A 14,568-nucleotide genomic window follows, 5' to 3' on the forward strand; every position below is an offset into this window, starting at 1 on the left:
CCGCGGTGCCGCAGGCCGGGCGGGGTCAGAGAAGCTGCTTGCCGCCCAGCAGGTCCTTCGGGCCCGTGTCCTTGATCCCGGTCACCTTCCGGAAGCTGCCGGCCTTCGAGAGGGTCGGACGCTCGTACGTCATTATTGCTCCTCTGTATTCGACTGGTCGGAGCGACGAATTTCCCTTCGCATGACGGAGAATGCGCCTGCTGAACTACGCATCAAAGTCATGGAATTCGTTGTCGCAGAGGAGACCCTAGGCGGCGATCTTTTCCCTGGCAATTACATGCCGTTCAACGGTGTATTATCTTGGCGCGAATGCGGCTCCTCGGTCACGTGGTCTTCTGGGGAGGAGGAGCCGATCGGAGATCCAAGCGGTGCGAAGCGGCAGGTGGATGCGCCTGTGCATGTCACGCCGAGTCCGCAACCGGGCACCGTCGGCATCGGGCCCAGCTCGTCCGGATCTGCCCCCCGTCCCTGTCGTCTCGCTGCTCGGTGCGGGGAACGCCGCCTGTAGTGGCACTGAACGGCGGGCGAACGACGCGGCCCGGCTGCTGCGAACCGCCGTTCCGGCGCGACTGCGCCCCCCCGAACGACAGTTCACCCGGCCGCGGCGCGGCAGCTCGCTCCGCTCACCGGCGTCGGGTGCGTTCTGACCCCGGCGCGGGGAAGCGCGCCACCACGCAGGCGTCAGGGACTGTGTCCGCGCCGGGAGTCCGCAGAAAAACAAGAGGTCCGCCACTTGCATTCCAGAAATTGACACGGGTGTCCGCCCGTATGTCGCACCACCGGTATCAGGTGGTGTCCGCCCTGGCGTCGCTCCGCCTTGGGAGAACGTTTTCTCGTTGTCTCCTCCTGGAATCTGTGGTCGAGGCGGCATTCCTCTGTTCTCACGCCCGGGGATCGCCACGGGAGACTGGGTCGGTGGAATGGCACCACGGTGGGGGGGAGCGGTGGCGTGAACGCTTGGCGATGCCCGCCGCCTACGACGTCGTCGCGTTGCTGGACGGCCGAGCCGTAGGGATGGCCGCCGGCCTTCCCGTGGACGGTGGCGCATGTGAGCTGAGGTCATTGTGGGTCAGCCCCAGGCGCGGGCCCGCAGCCTCGGAGACCAGCCTTCTCGTGCAGTGCGCCTGGAGTCCGGGGGCGTGGTGGACGCTCTTGCCGGTAGCGGCGGGAAGTGTACAGTTCTGTACATGAGCGAGACAGTGCCGATCACTGAGGCGAGGGCCCGGTTCGGTTCGCTGGTGCGCCGTGCTTCCCATACGCGCGAGCGCATCACGATCACCGATCACGGCCAGCCCGCCGCTGTCCTGGTCAATCCGCAGGAGCTCGCCGACCTGGAGGACGCGCTCGCGCTGGCCGAGTACCGCGCCCGGCAGGCGGCGGGCCAGACGGTCGTGGTCCCGCACGATGAGGTGCGCGCCCGGCTCGGTCTGGAGCGCGGTTGACCTACACGATCGTCTGGGAAGAGGCGGCTCTCAACGCTGCCGCCCGCTTCCTCAAGGATGACGCCGACGGGCTGCGCCGGCTGCTGGATGCGGTGGATCTCCTCGCCCGGCAGCCGCGGCCGGAGGGCACCGTCGAATACGGTTCGCCCGACCTGCGCCGCATGTACGTGGGCCTCTACCGGGTCCTGTACGAGATCACCGACAGCACCGTCACCGTTGTCGTGATGCACCTGGGCCGGACAGGCTGACCCCCTTCTCGCAGGGAGCCCTCAGACAGTGGCTCGGCGGTGCTGGACCAGGGTGTCCCCGCGTCCGCGGGTGGCCTGTCCCCCGTCGATCCACCGGGCGGTCGCGTTCCGGGCCGGCGGCCGGCCAGGAAACGGGCGGTCTCGATGTAGTGGGCGTGGTCGCCGCCCCGGGGACAGGTCGCGCAGACGGCCGAGACTGTGGGCGAGCTGCTCCTGGCCGTCGCGCACGGCGCGGTGGAAGGCCAGGGCCGTCTCCAGCTTGACCTCTGCTTCATTCCCCGACGCCGGCAACCTGCGCCTCGGTGCGCACGATCTGTGCCCGCTCTTCGATGCCGGCGTTCTCGCGTCCGGCGTCACGGGCCAGGGAGGCGATGTGGACGGTGAGATGGGGGCGCGCATGTCCAGGGAGGCCAGCAGCCGCTCGGCGAGGTCGATTTCCTCGGCGGCGGTCTGCGGGTCGGTGAAGGACAGCGCGAGGGCGAACTGGGCCTGGCAGGCGGCGGCTTCGCCGTCGGCTCGTTCCTCTTCGGCCTCAGCCCGGGCGGTGCGGTAGGCGGCGGCCGCGCGGTCCATGTCGCCGTGGGCCCACCACACATCGCCCTCGATGCGCTGTCCGCGTCCTTCCCGCCCGGCGTGGCGGGCGAGTTCCAGGGTGGTGGGAAGTCACCGGCCAGACGGGAGGGAGGGGCCAGCCCGCGTCGGGTGACGGGCGCCATGCGACCGCCGGCGTCGGCGACTTGCTGCATACCGCGGCGGGAGGCCGCGCTCTGCCCGAGGCCGCGTTGGTCCTTGGCCAGGTAGTAGAGCGGCATCTCCCGCAGGTTCTCCGGCAGCACGCCCGAGTCGAGGACGCGGGCGAGGCGGTCGGCGATGTGCGCGCGGTGTTCGTGCGGGCGGCGGGCCAGTGCGCTGAGAACTTCGGCCAGGCCGTCGGCGGCCGTCTCCAGCCGGGCCTGTCCGCGCTCGTCCGCGTCCCGGGCCGGCCGGGCAAGGGGCTCCCAGATCGCATCCTCCACATACACCCGTGGGTGCTCGCAATTGTGCCGGCCGAGGTGCGCCTCGACCCGCATTGTGTGTCGGCCGGGTTCATGGTGGAGCCGCCGCCCGAGCTTCCCGGGGGCGGCGGACCGGCGAGGACCGGCTCGGCAGCCTCTCGGCCGAGGCGCAGCACTACGCCACCCGGACGCGGCGAGGCGTGGTGCGGCCGGCCGCCGCGCTCACGCACCGGTCCAGTGCGGGGACCGCTTCTCCGCGAAGGCGCGGGGGCCCTCCAAGGCGTCGTCGGAGTTCAGCATGGCCCGGTACCGGGGCAGGTGGGTGTGGCGCATCCGGGCATAGGCGTCCTCGACCCCGAGATGCTCCGTCACGCGCAGTACCTCCTTCACGGCCGCCACCGCCAGCGGCGCGCCCTCCCGCAGAGTGTGCGCCAGGGCGAGGGCCCGCTCCAGGGCGGTGTCCGGCCGTTCGGCGACCTCGTTCACCAGCCCCCAGCCGGCCGCCTCCACAGCTCCCAGCCGACGACCGGTCAGCAGCAGTTCCGTCGCCACGGCGCGCGGCAGCCTGCGCGGCAGTCGCAGGACGCCGCCGGAGTCCGCGATCAGGCCGAGCTTCACCTCGGGCAGCGCGAACTCGGCGTGCGCGTCGGCGACGATCAGATCGGCGGCGAGCGCGAGTTCGAAGCCTCCGCCCAGCGCGAGCCCGTTCACCGCGGCGATCACCGGCTTGTCCAGTTCGAACAGCTCCGTCAGCCCTGCGAATCCGCCGGGCCCGTGGTCGGCGTCGACGGCCTCGCCTCCGGCCGCCGCCTTCAGATCCCAGCCTGCGCAGAAGAACCGCTCCCCGGCGCCGGTGACCACCGCGGCGCGCAGGGTCCGGTCCCTGCGCAGCCGGTCGAAGCCTTCGTACAGGGCATGGCTGGTGGCGGCGTCCACGGCGTTTGCCGTGGGCCGGTCCAGAGTGATCACCAGTACGCCGTCGTGTGCGTCCAGCCGTACGGGGGTCATGGCGACTCCTCTTCGTCGTTCCCGTTGTTCCGGTGCGGCGCGACACGCCTGAGCACCACGTCCGCGGCGACCGCGCCCCGCCCCTCGGGCAGTACGAGCAGCGGGTTGACATCGAGTTCGGTGACCTCGGGGTGGTCTTCCACATAGGCGCAGACGGCCTGGACGGCGGCGACCGCAGCACGCACGTCACCGGCCGGACGGCCGCGGAACCCGCGCAGCAGCGGCCATATCCGCAGCGAGGACAGCGCGTCCTCGATCTCCGTCACGGTCGTGGGCAGCAGCGACGTGGCGGTGTCGCGGACCAGTTCCACCAGTACGCCGCCGGCTCCCAGAGTGAGCGCAGGGCCGAAGACGGGGTCGTGGTGCACGCCGACCAGGAGTTCGGCGACGGCGTCCGGCACCATCCGCTCGATCAGGAACCGGTCGGCCAGCCCGGTCATCGCCGAGACGGCCTCCTCCACCGCCTTCTCGTCGGCGAGCCCCAGCCGGACTCCGCCCACCTCGCTCTTGTGTGCCGTCTCGGCGGCGAGAGCCTTGGCGACGACGGGGAAGCCCAGCGCGCGTGCGGCCTGTGCCGCTTCGCCGGGCCGGGCCACGGCGCTGTCCGGGACGGCCAGTCCGTGGCCGGCCAGCTCCCGCTTCCCGGCATGCTCGTCGAGCATCTCCTCCTTGCGGGCGGGCCGCACGGCGCGCGCGCCGTGCGGCGGCAACCCCCGGTCCGCCGTGCGCCGTGCGGCACCGATGCTTCCGGCCGCAGCGATGGCCCGTACACAGTCCGCCAGGCCCTGGAGCGGGGCGACACCTTCCGACAGCAGCCGTCGGGCGACCGGCTCCGGCACCCCCTCGGGCAGCGTACCGACGACGCACGCCGGAGCCCCGGTACGCCGGTGCGCCGCTACGAAGGCATCCAGGGCGGTGCTCCAGGCATCGTCCTCGCACAGGTCGGCGCGCGGTATGTCGAGCAGCAGCACGTTCATGTCACAGCCCGCTTCGAGCAGGGCGGTGAAGCATTCCTGCTGAGCGCGGAAGTCACCCCAGATGTAGGTGTGGTAGTCGAGCGGGTTGCGTACGCTCACCTTGTCGCCCAGCACGTGGCGCAACCGCGCGGCCGACCGTTCCGGAAGCGGGGGGAGCTCGACCCCGTGCCGCTGAGCGGTGTCGGCCAGCAGGGCCGCCTCGCCGCCCGAGCAACTGGCCGAGGTGATCCGGGCCCGCCCCGCCGGGTCCGGGGGTCCGCCGAGCGATCCGTGGACGTGCAGCAGCTTCAGCGTTTCCACGAAGGTGCCGATCTCCGCCACGCGTGCGACGCCGGTGCGCCGGAACAAGGCATCACACAGGACGTCCGACCCGGCGAGGGAACTGGTGTGGCTCATGGCGGTCTGCGCACCCAGCTCGGAGCTGCCGGTCTTCAGCGCCACGAGAGGCACACCGCGTCGCAGTGCGGCCAGCGCCGCGCGGGCGAACCCGCCGGGGTCGGCGATCCCTTCCAGATGCAGCCCGATGGCAGTCACCCGGGGGTCTTCCAGCAGCGCCTCGATCAGCTCGGGTACCCCGGTGACGGCCCCGTTCCCCGCGTTGATCAGGTAGGCGAGGGGAAGGGCTCGGCGCTGCATGGTGATGTTCTGCCCGATGTTGCCGCTCTGGGTGATGACGGCGACGCCGCTTCCGGTCCGGACACCGCCGTGCTGGTCGGCCCAGAGCGCGGTGCCGTCCAGGTAGTTGAGGACGCCGAGGCAGTTCGGGCCGATCACCGGCATGTCGCCGGCAGCGGCCCGCAGGGCGTCCTCCAGCGCGGCGCCGCGGGGCCCGTCCTCGGCGAATCCGGAGGCGTGGCACACGGCGCCGCCCGCGCCGCGTCCGGCGAGTTCCGCGAGGATCTCCACCGTGGCCTCCGCGGGTACGGCGAGGAACGCGGCGTCCGGCACCGCGGGGAGGTCGGCCGTACTGCGGTGACAGGGCAGACCCTCGATGTGGTCCCGCCGCGGATGCACGGGCCACAGTTCGCCCGTGAAGCCGAGGGCACGACACCGGCGTACGGCCGCCGCGGCCGACGCGCCCCCGTAGACGGCGATGTGGCGGGGGTTCAGCAGGCGGCCGAGGGAGCGAGGGCCCGGTGCCATCAGGCGCCCAGGGGACGCAGCAGGGAGCGGGAGATGATGTGCCGCTGGATCTCGCTGGTGCCGTCCCAGATGCGCTCGACGCGGGCGTCGCGCCAGTAGCGTTCGATGGGCAGCTCGGCCATGAGTCCCATGCCGCCGAAGGTCTGGAGCGCCTGGTCGGTGATGCGGCCCAGCGCCTCCGAGGCGTACAGCTTGGCCATGGCCGCGTCGCGGTCGGTCATGGTGCCCTGGTCCTGCTTCCAGGCGGCGCGCAGGGTCAGCAGTTCGGCAGCCTCCAGCTCGGTGGCCATGTCGGCGAGGGGAAAGCTGACGCCCTGGAAGCGCCCGATGGGCTGCGCGAACTGTTCGCGTTCGGCGGCCCAGTCGAGAGTGAGGTCGAGAACCCGCCGGGCGCGGCCGATGCTGGTGGCGGCGACCTGGAGTCGGCTGGCGCCGAGCCACTCTCCCATCAGCGCGAAGCCGCGCCCCTCCTCGCCCAGCCGCTGCCCGGCCGGCAGCCGGACGTCGGTGAAGATCAGTTCGCACTGGTGGTAGCCGCGGTGCGAAACGCACTGCGAGCCGCGCCGCACCTCGACGCCGGGTGTGTCGAGGTCCACCAGGAAGGCGGTGATGAGGTTCTTGGTGCCGCGCGCTGTCTCCTCGGTGCCGGTGGCAGCGAACACGAGGGCGAAGTCGGCCATGTCGGCGTGCGAGATGAAGTGCTTGGTGCCGTTCAGTACGTAAGTGTCGCTCCCGTCGCTGCCGCTTTCCCGTACGGCCCGGGTCCGCATCGAGCGCACGTCGGAGCCGGCGCCCGGCTCGGTCATGGCGAGGCAGTCGTGCCGCTCGCCTCGGACGGTGGGCAGGAGATAGCGGTCGCGCTGCTCGCCCTCGCATGCTTGGAGGATGTTGCTGGGGCGGGCGACGAGCATCTGGAGGGCGAAACCGGTCTTGCCCAGTTCCCGCTCGACAAGGGTGATGCCGACGGCGTCGAGGCCGCCGCCACCGATGTCCTCGGGCATGTTCGCCGCGTACAGTCCGGCGGCGATCGCCTTCTCGCGGATGCTGCGGGCCAGCTCCGGCGGCACGTCGTCGAGCTTCTCCACCTCGTCCGCGTGCGGGTCCAGTTCGGTTCTCACGAACTTGCCGACCGTCTCGACGATCATGCGCTGCTCGTCGGTGAGTTCGAACTCCATGTCTTCCTTCCTCACCTGGCCCGGCGGCCGGTCCGGCCCCGGCCACCGGGTATGCCGATGGGTTTCCCGGCCATCTCGGGCGCGGGCAGTACGTCGTGCGCCGCCTGGATGGTGCCGAGTCGGTCCAGCAGTTCACCGGGGAGCGGGCAGGCGCGCCCCTGTGCCGTGTCCACGTGCAGCAGCATCTGTTCGGCTGCGGCGAGCAGAGTGCCGTCGGCGCCGTGCCACATCTCGTGGAAGAGGTGCAGCCGCTTGGTGTCGTGGTCGAGCAGCCGCAGCGTGAGCCGGAGCGGTGCCCCCTCGGTTGCCTCGCGCTTGTTGTGCAGATGCGTCTCGACCGTGTAGAGGGACCTCCCCTGCGCCCGGTACTCCTCGTCCACGCCCAGGTAGCGGAAGAACGCGTCGGAGTTGTCGCCGAGGACGCGCAAGTAGCACGACTCGCTCATGTGCCCGTTGTAGTCCACCCACTCCGGCCGTACCGGAGTGCTGTGCAGATCGAGCGGCGCCGGTACGGGCGCCGTGTCGTCCCATGGCCGGTGGCCGGTCCCCTCGTACGGGGTGACCACGCGTGCCGGATTCTCTGCCATCCGTTCCCCTGCGGGTTGCTCGACTCGCGTCGCATAATGTGCGTCGTCTGCTCGCATTGTGCGACGCTACGAGAGTGGTTCCGACGCGTCAAGGGGAGCGACCGCCCCTGGGACGACGGAGAGCCCGCGCAGGCCAGGGGATGACGGGCGGCTACGCTTCCCCGAGCGGACGACGAGAGCGGGAGGCATCGGCAATGGACGCGGCGCACGCCCCGGACGCCTTGGCGGAGCGGGGCGGGACACGGCCGGGCGGAGGGCGCGTACAGGCGCTGGAACGAGCGATCGCCCTGCTCAACGCCGTCTCGGCAGGCGCCCCCGAAGGCCGGCCCGCCGCGGAACTCGCCGCCGAGTGCGGCCTGAACCGGGCCACCGCCTGGCGGCTGCTGGCCACCCTGGAACACCACGCGCTGGTCGAGCGCGACCCGGTGGGCAACCGGTACACCATCGGTTCCGCGGTCAGCCGCCTGGCCTCCACCGCGAGCGTGGAAGGGCTGATCCGCCGCTCGCACGACGTGCTGGAGCGGCTGTGCCGGACCACCGGGGAGACGGCCAACCTCGCGGTCGCCCGCCGCCTCGGCCTCACCTACGTCGACGAGGTGGTGCCACCCGCGGTGCTCAGCGCGCGCTGGCTCGGCCGACAGGTCCCGATCCACGCGACCTCGGCCGGCAAGGCACTGCTGGCCTGGCAGACGAGCGGTGAGGTGGACGCCCTGCTCTCCGGCCCGCTGGCCGAGTACACCGACACCACCCGCACCGACCGGTCGGCCCTGCACGCCGAACTCGCCCAGGTCCGCGCCCGGGGCTACAGCGTCAGCGTCGGCGAACTCGAACCCCAGCTCTACGGGGTCGCCGCCCCCGTACTCGACGCGGGTGACCACCCCGTGGCCGTCGTCAGCGTCTGGGGCCCGCGGGACCGCGTCCCCGAGTCCCGCTTCGCGGAACTCGGCTCCCAGGCGCAACAGGCGGCGCGCGAGATCCGTGCACGCCTGACCCCCGAGACCTAGCCACCGCCGGGTCGGTGAGCGGGTTCCGCTTCGACGGCCGCCGTCGGTGTCCCGGCCACGCCGTCGTGGCGACGGCTTCGCAGCCGGACGGCGGTAGCCAGGACTGCCGGACAGCCGGTCGAGGTCGTACCGGCGCTCGACCCGCTCGGAGAGCGCGGTGCGTGCGGCCGGACACCGCCCGAGGGCCGCGGAACGCGGTGCCCGGCCCACCGCTCAGAGCATGACGTGCTTGACCTGGGTGTAGTCCAGCAGTCCGGCCATCGACAGATCGCTGCCGTAACCGGAGTGCTTCACCCCGCCGTGCGGCATCTCCGAGACCGTCGTCCCGTGGGTGTTCACCCAGACGATGCCCGCGCGCAGTGCCCGGGTGGCCCGCATGGCGCGGGCGTGGTCACGCGTCCAGACACTCGCCGCCAGCCCGTACCGGGTGTCGTTCGCCAGCCGGAGGGCCTCCTCTTCGTCCGTGAAGGTCTGCACGGTCACCACCGGGCCGAAGATCTCCTCCCGCACGATCTCGTCGTCCTGCCGCACCCCGCAGACCACGGTGGCCTCGTGGTAGTAACCGGCCCCTGCCCGCGCCGCGCCGCCCAGGAGCACCTTCGCGTGCCCCGGCAGCCGCTGCAAGAGGCCCTCCACCACAGCGAGCTGGCCGGCTCCGGCGAGCGGCCCGAAGTCGGTGCCGGGCCGCAGCGCCGAGGCGTGCGCGGCGAACGCCTCGACGAAGGCGTCGTGGAGTTCCGCGTGCACCAGCAGCCTGGTCGGTGCCGTGCAGTCCTGGCCCGCGTTGTAGTACGCGACGGCGGCCAACTGGGCGGCCGTCCACTCCACATCGGCGTCCTGGTGGACGACGACCGGTGCGTTGCCGCCCAACTCCAGGTGTACGCGCTTGAGGTCGGCCGCCGCGGCGGCGGCGATCTCGCGCCCCGCGCGCACGCTGCCGGTCACCGCGACCAGCCGGGTCGCCGGGTGGGCCACCAGCGCCCGGCCGGTGTCACGGTCCCCGCACACCACGTTCAGCACACCCGGCGGCAGATGCCCGGCGGCGCAGCGGGCCAGCAGTCCGGCCGAGGTGGGTGTGGAGTCCGCCGGTTTGAGCACGCTCGTGTTGCCTGCGGCCAGGGCCGGTGCCACCTTCCAGGCCGCCATCATCAGGGGGTAGTTCCAGGGAGTGATCTGGGCGCAGACACCGACCGGTTCACGCCGCTGCAGCGAGGTGTGCCCCTCGACGTACTCCGCGGCGGCGGCACCGGGCAGGTTCCGGGCCGCACCGGCGAAGAACCGGAAGGTGTCGAGGACCGCGGGGAGTTCGTCGGCCCGGAACAGCTCGGCGGGCTTGCCGGTGTCCGCGACTTCCGCCGCCACCAGTTCGTCCGTGTGCGCCTCCAGCGTGTCGGCGATCCGCAGCAGCGCGTCCGCCCGTGCGGCGGGCGTGGTCACCGACCAGTGCTCGTGAGCGGCCTCCGCCGCCGCGCAGGCGGCGTCGGCCTCCGCCCGGCCCGACAGCGGCGCCCTACGGTCCGCGACGCCGGTGGCGGGGTCGGTCAGCGGCATGGTCGCGCCCGAGGCCGCGGTCAGCTCCGCGCCGCCGATGTGGTTGTACGGGACGGGGGCCGGTTGCTCAGCCACGGCGCAGCACCTCCTTCGCGGCGGCGCGCCCCGTCCGGACCGCGCCCTCCATGTATCCGGCGACCCACTGGTCCGAACCGCAGACGTAGAAGGGCGGTTCATGGGTGCCGTGCAGCGGCCCGACGGCCGTCACGTCGCCGGGCGTCCACTGCGTGACATAGCCCAGGGTCCACGGGTCGGTGCCCCACATCCGGGTCCAGGTGCCGACCGGGCGGTGTGCGTCGTCGCCGTAGAGCCGGGCGATCTCGGCCAGCAGTTCCCGTTCGCCCGCTTCCTCGGGCATACCCAGCAGTACCCCGTACCGTTCGGGCGGGACGAGGCAGGAGAGCACGCCTTCGCTCTGCGGCCAGGTGCTGCCGAGCACGCCTTCGCACTCGGAGAGCCCGCTGCGGCCCGAGGCGCGCCAGAAGGGCTTGTCGTAGGCGGCGACGAACTTGGCCGCCACGGCGTGTCGCTGGCGGTGCAGCGAGGCGAGCCGCCGGTCCGAGACCCCGGTGATCTCGACGGACCGCAGCGGTCCCGCGGGCAGTGCGCTGACCACGGCCCCGGAGGTCACCGTCTCGCCTCCGGCGAGGCGGACCGCGCAGCCGCCGGGATCGACGGCGACCGCTTCGACCGGTGCGCCGGTCCGCACCCGTGCGCCCAGCTCGTCGGCCATGCGCAGGGCCACGGTCGCCGAACCCTCCGCCACCCGCAGCCCCTCCCATTCCTCGTAGTCGTAGTGTTCGACGTGCTCGGTTCCCTCTCCCGGTACGGCAGCGCGCGGTGGTACGGCCGCGTGCTTGCGCAGCGCCGCCAGCAGCGAGGTGCGCTCGTACGAGCCGTCGGCCAATGCCAGTTGGCCGATCTCCCACAGCCGTACGACGCCCGGCGAGGCCCCGGCGGACCGCAGCCAGTCGGCCACGGAGATCCGGTCGAGGGCCTGTGCGTGCGGATGGCTCCACGGGTCGCCGGGGTCGACGGTGCGGGCGAGGTCGGCGAACGCCTCGGAGACCCGCCGGTGGCAGGCGTCGTCCCCGGTGCCGAACCAGTGCGGCGGGTCTCCGGCCGAGACCCCTTCGGGCGTGGCCCGGGCGAGGAGACCTGGCTCGGCGACGTAGCTCGGGACCAGCGTGAGCCCCAGTTCGGCGGCCAGGGCCAGATAGGCGGTGTGGGCACGGCCGACGACCTCGCCGCCGAGCTGGACGAGCCGGCCGTCCGGGAGCGTGGTCTGTTCGACCCGGCCGCCGACCCGCTCCCGGGCCTCGACGACCAGTACGTCGGCCCCGCCCGCTGCGAGGTCCCGCGCCGCCGCGAGACCGGCGAGTCCGGCGCCGAGAACGATCACGTCATGGTGCATGGGAAGCATTCCTTCGTATGGGTCCGCGTTCGGCCCGGGGCCACTGTCCGAGTCATCCGAGTCGTCCGAGTCACTCGAGGACCAGGCAGTGCTCCGGAAACCAGCCGACCTCCACGTGCTCGCCCCCGCTCCAGCGGTCCTCCATCCGCGAGCGGTCGGTGTTCTGCTCCAGCACCGAGACCGTGACCCCGGGTGCCAGTTCGATCAGATAGGTGGTGGTCGGGCCCGAGTACACGGTCTCCCGGACCACGCCGTTCACCCGCGCCATGCCCGGAGCGAGGTCCGACAGCCAGATCTTCTCCGGCCGGATCGCCAGACTCACCCGGCTGTCCTCGGCGATGCCTTCGCGAGGACCGACCGGCAGCTCGGGGCCCTGGTCCATGACCACGCCGCCGGACCGGTAGGTGCCGGGCACCAGGTTGGACGTGCCCATGAAGGAGGCGACGAAGCTGTTCGCGGGCCGCTCGTAGACGTCCTCGGGGGTGCCGCACTGCTGCAGGTGTCCCTCGCTCAGCACCGCTGTCCGGTCCGACATGGTCAGCGCCTCGTCCTGGTCGTGGGTGACGAAGACGAACGTGATGCCGATCTCCCGCTGGATCTGCTTGAGTTCGACCTGCATCTGGCGGCGCAGCTTGAGGTCCAGCGCCGCCAACGGCTCGTCGAGCAGCAGTACCTGCGGCCGGTTGACCAGCGCCCGGGCCAGCGCGACCCGCTGGCGCTGCCCCCCGGAGAGGGTGGTCGGTCTGCGCTCGGCGAGCTCTGCCAGCTGTACGCGCTCCAGCATCGTGGCGACCCGCTCGCGGATCTCGGTGCGGGCCACTCCCTTGCGCTTGAGGCCGAAGGCCACGTTGTCGCGCACCGACAGATGGTCGAAGAGGGCGTAGCTCTGGAAGACGGTGTTGACGTCCCGCTTGTTCGGCGGCAGGGCGGTGACGTCCGCGCCGTCCAGCAGGATCGTCCCTTCGGTGGGATCGGTGAACCCGCCGATCATGCGCAGCGACGTGGTCTTGCCGCAGCCGGAGGGACCGAGCAGCGAGAAGAACTCGCCCGGGGCGATGTCCAGGCTCAGGTCCTGGACGGCGTAGGAGGAGCCGTAGCTCTTGCAGACTGTGTCGAGCCGCACGGCGGGCGGCCGGCCCGGGGCGTTCGTGGCGTTGGCGGCAGTGGTGGTCACGGGTGTCACTTCCCGGAGAGGAGATCGAGGCCGCCGCGGCGGCCGAACAGGCGCGGGATGAACAGCGCGAGGGCGATGAGGGCGATCGACCCGACGAGCATCAGCGTGCCGACCGCGTTGATGGTCGGCTGCACCCCGAAGCGGATGGCCGAGTAGATGCGCACCGGCAGCGGCTGGGGGTCGACGCCGGTGGTGAAGTAGGCGAGGACGAAGTCGTCGAAGACCAGCGCGAAGATCAGCACCGCGGACGCCAGGATGCTCGGCAGCAGCGCGGGCAGGGTGACCAGCCGCAGCGCCTGCCAGCGCGTCGCGCCCAGATCCATCGCGGCCTCCTCCACCTCCGGATTCAGCGCCGCGATCCGGGAGCGCAGGATGACCGTCACATACGAGATGGAGAAGGTGATCTCGGCCAGCATCACCGTGCCGGTGGAGAGCGGGATCTGCATGCCCTTGAAGAGCAGCATCGACGCCACGCCGGTGACGATCTCCGGAGTGACCAGCGGCACGAGCATGATCAGCCCGGCGAGGGAACCGAGCCGGTTGCGGCAGCGGACCAGCCCGAGGGCGAGCGTCACGCCCAGGACCAGCGAGCCCGCCATCGCCACCAGTGCCACCTGCAGGCTCATGCCCAGCGAGTCGATCAGCAGTTGGTCGTGGAAGAAGTCCCGGTACCAGCGGAGACTGAAGTCCTTGAAGACCGTCAGCGACTTCTGGGAGTTGAACGAGTAGAGCACCACCACGCCGATGGGCAGATACAGCACCGCGAAGAACGCGACGGTCATGGCGAGCGCGAACCGGGGCTTGCGGTCGGTGCCGCGGCGGGCGGGGCGGGCGGCAGCGGAGGGTGTCGTCATCGGAGCGCCTCCGCCTCGTCCTTGCGGGCGCGCCGCAGATATCCCAGCATGCCGAGGAAGAGCACGGCCAGCAGCAGCATGGTCAGCGCCGAGCCGAGCGGCCAGTTCTGGCCCTGGAAGAACTTGTCCTGGATCAGATTGCCGATCATGATCTGGTCGGGGCCTCCCAGCAGCTGAGCGCTGACGAAGTCGCCCATGGCGGGCAGGAAGACCAGGACGCAGCCGGCTGCCGCGCCCTGTCTCGTGGCGGGCAGGGTGACGTGGAAGAACGTCCGCAGCGGCCCTCCGTACAGGTCGCGCCCGGCTTCGATCAGGGCGACGTCCATACGTTCCAGCGCGGCGTACAGCGGAATGATCATGAAGACGATGAAGCCGTAGACGAGCCCGGCCACCACGCTGGTGCCGGTCTGGAGGATCTTGGTGCCGTCGCTCGCCAGGCCGATCGCGCGCAGACCTTGCAGCAGCGGCCCGTCGTCCGAGAGCACCACCGACCAGCCGTACATGCGCACCAGGTAGTTGGCGAAGAACGGCACGACGATCAGTGCGATCAGCAGTGTCTTGAAGCGCCCGCCGTGCAGCGCGATGGTGTAGGCGACGGGATACGCGATCAGCAGGCAGATCACACAGGTCAGCAGCGCGTAGCCGAGGGACCGCAGCATCACCTCCAGATAGGCGGGTTCGGCCAGCGCCGAGAAGTTCTCGAGCCGGAAGCCGAAGCGCGGGTTGCCGAGTGGGTCGGTGGTGCCGAGCGCCAGGGTGGCGACCAGGACCAGCGAGCCGATGAGGAACGCGGTCATCCACAGCGTGCCCGGCAGCATCAGCACGGTCCACAGCCGGTTGCCCCCGGCGGAGGCGCTGCTCCGCGCGGGTCGCCCGGGGGAGCGGTTCCCACGGGGGCCGCCGGCTGCGTCGGCCGCACCGTCTTCGGGGAGGCGGCCGCTCTCTTCGCCGAGCCCGGGAGGTGCCGGTTCGGCGGTGTTCTGCGTTGCCATGGCG

Annotated in this window: 14 protein-coding genes; 3 read left to right on the forward strand and 11 right to left on the reverse strand. The window is 71.7% G+C overall.

Annotated elements, in window-relative coordinates; translation table 11 throughout:
- Positions 1 to 25: 25 nt before the first annotated feature.
- Positions 26 to 133, reverse strand: a complete 108-nt coding sequence (locus BMX65_RS32050) for a keywimysin-related RiPP (RefSeq protein WP_107437461.1) — start codon at positions 131 to 133, stop codon at positions 26 to 28.
- Between the two features lie 1,054 nt (positions 134 to 1,187).
- On the opposite strand from BMX65_RS32050, the gene BMX65_RS11650 reads away from it, so the two are divergent.
- Positions 1,188 to 1,442, forward strand: coding sequence for a type II toxin-antitoxin system Phd/YefM family antitoxin (locus tag BMX65_RS11650; RefSeq protein WP_075000123.1), 255 nt, complete (start codon positions 1,188 to 1,190; stop codon positions 1,440 to 1,442).
- The gene (locus BMX65_RS11655; RefSeq protein WP_075000124.1) at positions 1,439 to 1,690 is read left to right on the forward strand and encodes a type II toxin-antitoxin system RelE family toxin; all 252 of its coding nucleotides are present in this window, start codon (positions 1,439 to 1,441) and stop codon (positions 1,688 to 1,690) included. The genes BMX65_RS11650 and BMX65_RS11655 overlap by 4 nt, the downstream gene beginning before the upstream one ends.
- A 21-nt stretch (positions 1,691 to 1,711) precedes the next feature.
- On the opposite strand, the gene BMX65_RS11660 is transcribed toward BMX65_RS11655, so the two are convergent.
- The 5 genes from BMX65_RS11660 to BMX65_RS11680 all read right to left on the reverse strand — a co-directional run bounded on the left by BMX65_RS11660 (position 1,712) and on the right by BMX65_RS11680 (position 7,575).
- Positions 1,712 to 2,284 carry a hypothetical protein gene (locus BMX65_RS11660; protein ID WP_075000125.1) on the reverse strand — a complete coding sequence of 191 codons (573 nt, stop codon included), beginning with the start codon at positions 2,282 to 2,284 and terminating at the stop codon, positions 1,712 to 1,714.
- 623 nt (positions 2,285 to 2,907) lie between these two features.
- Positions 2,908 to 3,693 (reverse strand): enoyl-CoA hydratase-related protein, encoded by a 786-nt coding sequence (locus tag BMX65_RS11665; protein WP_075000126.1) that lies wholly within the window; start codon positions 3,691 to 3,693, stop codon positions 2,908 to 2,910.
- Positions 3,690 to 5,813, reverse strand: a complete 2,124-nt coding sequence (locus tag BMX65_RS11670; protein WP_075000127.1) for an acetate--CoA ligase family protein — start codon at positions 5,811 to 5,813, stop codon at positions 3,690 to 3,692. Before BMX65_RS11670 ends, BMX65_RS11665 begins: the two co-directional genes overlap by 4 nt.
- On the reverse strand, positions 5,813 to 6,988 hold the full coding sequence (locus BMX65_RS11675) for an acyl-CoA dehydrogenase family protein (RefSeq protein ID WP_075000128.1): 1,176 nt from the start codon (positions 6,986 to 6,988) through the stop codon (positions 5,813 to 5,815). Before BMX65_RS11675 ends, BMX65_RS11670 begins: the two co-directional genes overlap by 1 nt.
- Positions 6,989 to 6,999: 11 nt before the next feature.
- A complete protein-coding gene (locus tag BMX65_RS11680; RefSeq protein ID WP_075000129.1) occupies positions 7,000 to 7,575 on the reverse strand; it encodes a thioesterase family protein in 576 nt (191 codons plus the stop codon).
- Positions 7,576 to 7,769: 194 nt separating this feature from the next.
- Between BMX65_RS11680 and BMX65_RS11685 the strand changes: the two genes are divergently transcribed.
- Positions 7,770 to 8,579, forward strand: coding sequence for an IclR family transcriptional regulator (locus BMX65_RS11685; protein WP_075000130.1), 810 nt, complete (start codon positions 7,770 to 7,772; stop codon positions 8,577 to 8,579).
- A gap of 213 nt (positions 8,580 to 8,792) precedes the next feature.
- Here BMX65_RS11685 and BMX65_RS11690 read toward each other — a convergent pair whose 3' ends face one another.
- From BMX65_RS11690 to BMX65_RS11710, 5 genes are all read right to left on the reverse strand, one after another.
- Positions 8,793 to 10,205: an aminobutyraldehyde dehydrogenase gene (locus tag BMX65_RS11690; protein ID WP_075000131.1), complete on the reverse strand. Its 1,413-nt coding sequence runs from the start codon at positions 10,203 to 10,205 to the stop codon at positions 8,793 to 8,795.
- Complete coding sequence (locus tag BMX65_RS11695) at positions 10,198 to 11,544, reverse strand: flavin monoamine oxidase family protein (protein WP_075000132.1); 1,347 nt, start codon at positions 11,542 to 11,544, stop codon at positions 10,198 to 10,200. The genes BMX65_RS11690 and BMX65_RS11695 overlap by 8 nt, the downstream gene beginning before the upstream one ends.
- A 70-nt stretch (positions 11,545 to 11,614) precedes the next feature.
- Positions 11,615 to 12,727 (reverse strand): ABC transporter ATP-binding protein, encoded by a 1,113-nt coding sequence (locus tag BMX65_RS11700; RefSeq protein WP_075000133.1) that lies wholly within the window; start codon positions 12,725 to 12,727, stop codon positions 11,615 to 11,617.
- A complete protein-coding gene (locus BMX65_RS11705) occupies positions 12,724 to 13,572 on the reverse strand; it encodes an ABC transporter permease (RefSeq protein WP_079171828.1) in 849 nt (282 codons plus the stop codon). Before BMX65_RS11705 ends, BMX65_RS11700 begins: the two co-directional genes overlap by 4 nt.
- Positions 13,569 to 14,564 (reverse strand): ABC transporter permease, encoded by a 996-nt coding sequence (locus tag BMX65_RS11710; protein ID WP_079171829.1) that lies wholly within the window; start codon positions 14,562 to 14,564, stop codon positions 13,569 to 13,571. Before BMX65_RS11710 ends, BMX65_RS11705 begins: the two co-directional genes overlap by 4 nt.
- Positions 14,565 to 14,568: the final 4 nt, after the last annotated feature.

It is taken from the genome of Streptomyces qinglanensis (assembly GCF_900111245.1).
In the GTDB taxonomy this organism is placed as follows: Bacteria; Actinomycetota; Actinomycetes; order Streptomycetales; family Streptomycetaceae; genus Streptomyces; species Streptomyces qinglanensis.

Excerpts from the sequence above, each read along its gene's own strand:
- BMX65_RS32050 (WP_107437461.1), bottom strand. The coding sequence starts at position 133 with ATGACGTACGAGCGTCCGACCCTCTCGAAGGCCGGCAGCTTCCGGAAG.
- BMX65_RS11650 (WP_075000123.1), top strand. The coding sequence starts at position 1,188 with ATGAGCGAGACAGTGCCGATCACTGAGGCGAGGGCCCGGTTCGGTTCG.
- BMX65_RS11665 (WP_075000126.1), bottom strand. The coding sequence starts at position 3,693 with ATGACCCCCGTACGGCTGGACGCACACGACGGCGTACTGGTGATCACT.
- BMX65_RS11670 (WP_075000127.1), bottom strand. The coding sequence starts at position 5,813 with ATGGCACCGGGCCCTCGCTCCCTCGGCCGCCTGCTGAACCCCCGCCAC.
- BMX65_RS11675 (WP_075000128.1), bottom strand. The coding sequence starts at position 6,988 with ATGGAGTTCGAACTCACCGACGAGCAGCGCATGATCGTCGAGACGGTC.
- BMX65_RS11680 (WP_075000129.1), bottom strand. The coding sequence starts at position 7,575 with ATGGCAGAGAATCCGGCACGCGTGGTCACCCCGTACGAGGGGACCGGC.
- BMX65_RS11685 (WP_075000130.1), top strand. The coding sequence starts at position 7,770 with ATGGACGCGGCGCACGCCCCGGACGCCTTGGCGGAGCGGGGCGGGACA.
- BMX65_RS11695 (WP_075000132.1), bottom strand. The coding sequence starts at position 11,544 with ATGCACCATGACGTGATCGTTCTCGGCGCCGGACTCGCCGGTCTCGCG.
- BMX65_RS11705 (WP_079171828.1), bottom strand. The coding sequence starts at position 13,572 with ATGACGACACCCTCCGCTGCCGCCCGCCCCGCCCGCCGCGGCACCGAC.
- BMX65_RS11710 (WP_079171829.1), bottom strand. The coding sequence starts at position 14,564 with ATGGCAACGCAGAACACCGCCGAACCGGCACCTCCCGGGCTCGGCGAA.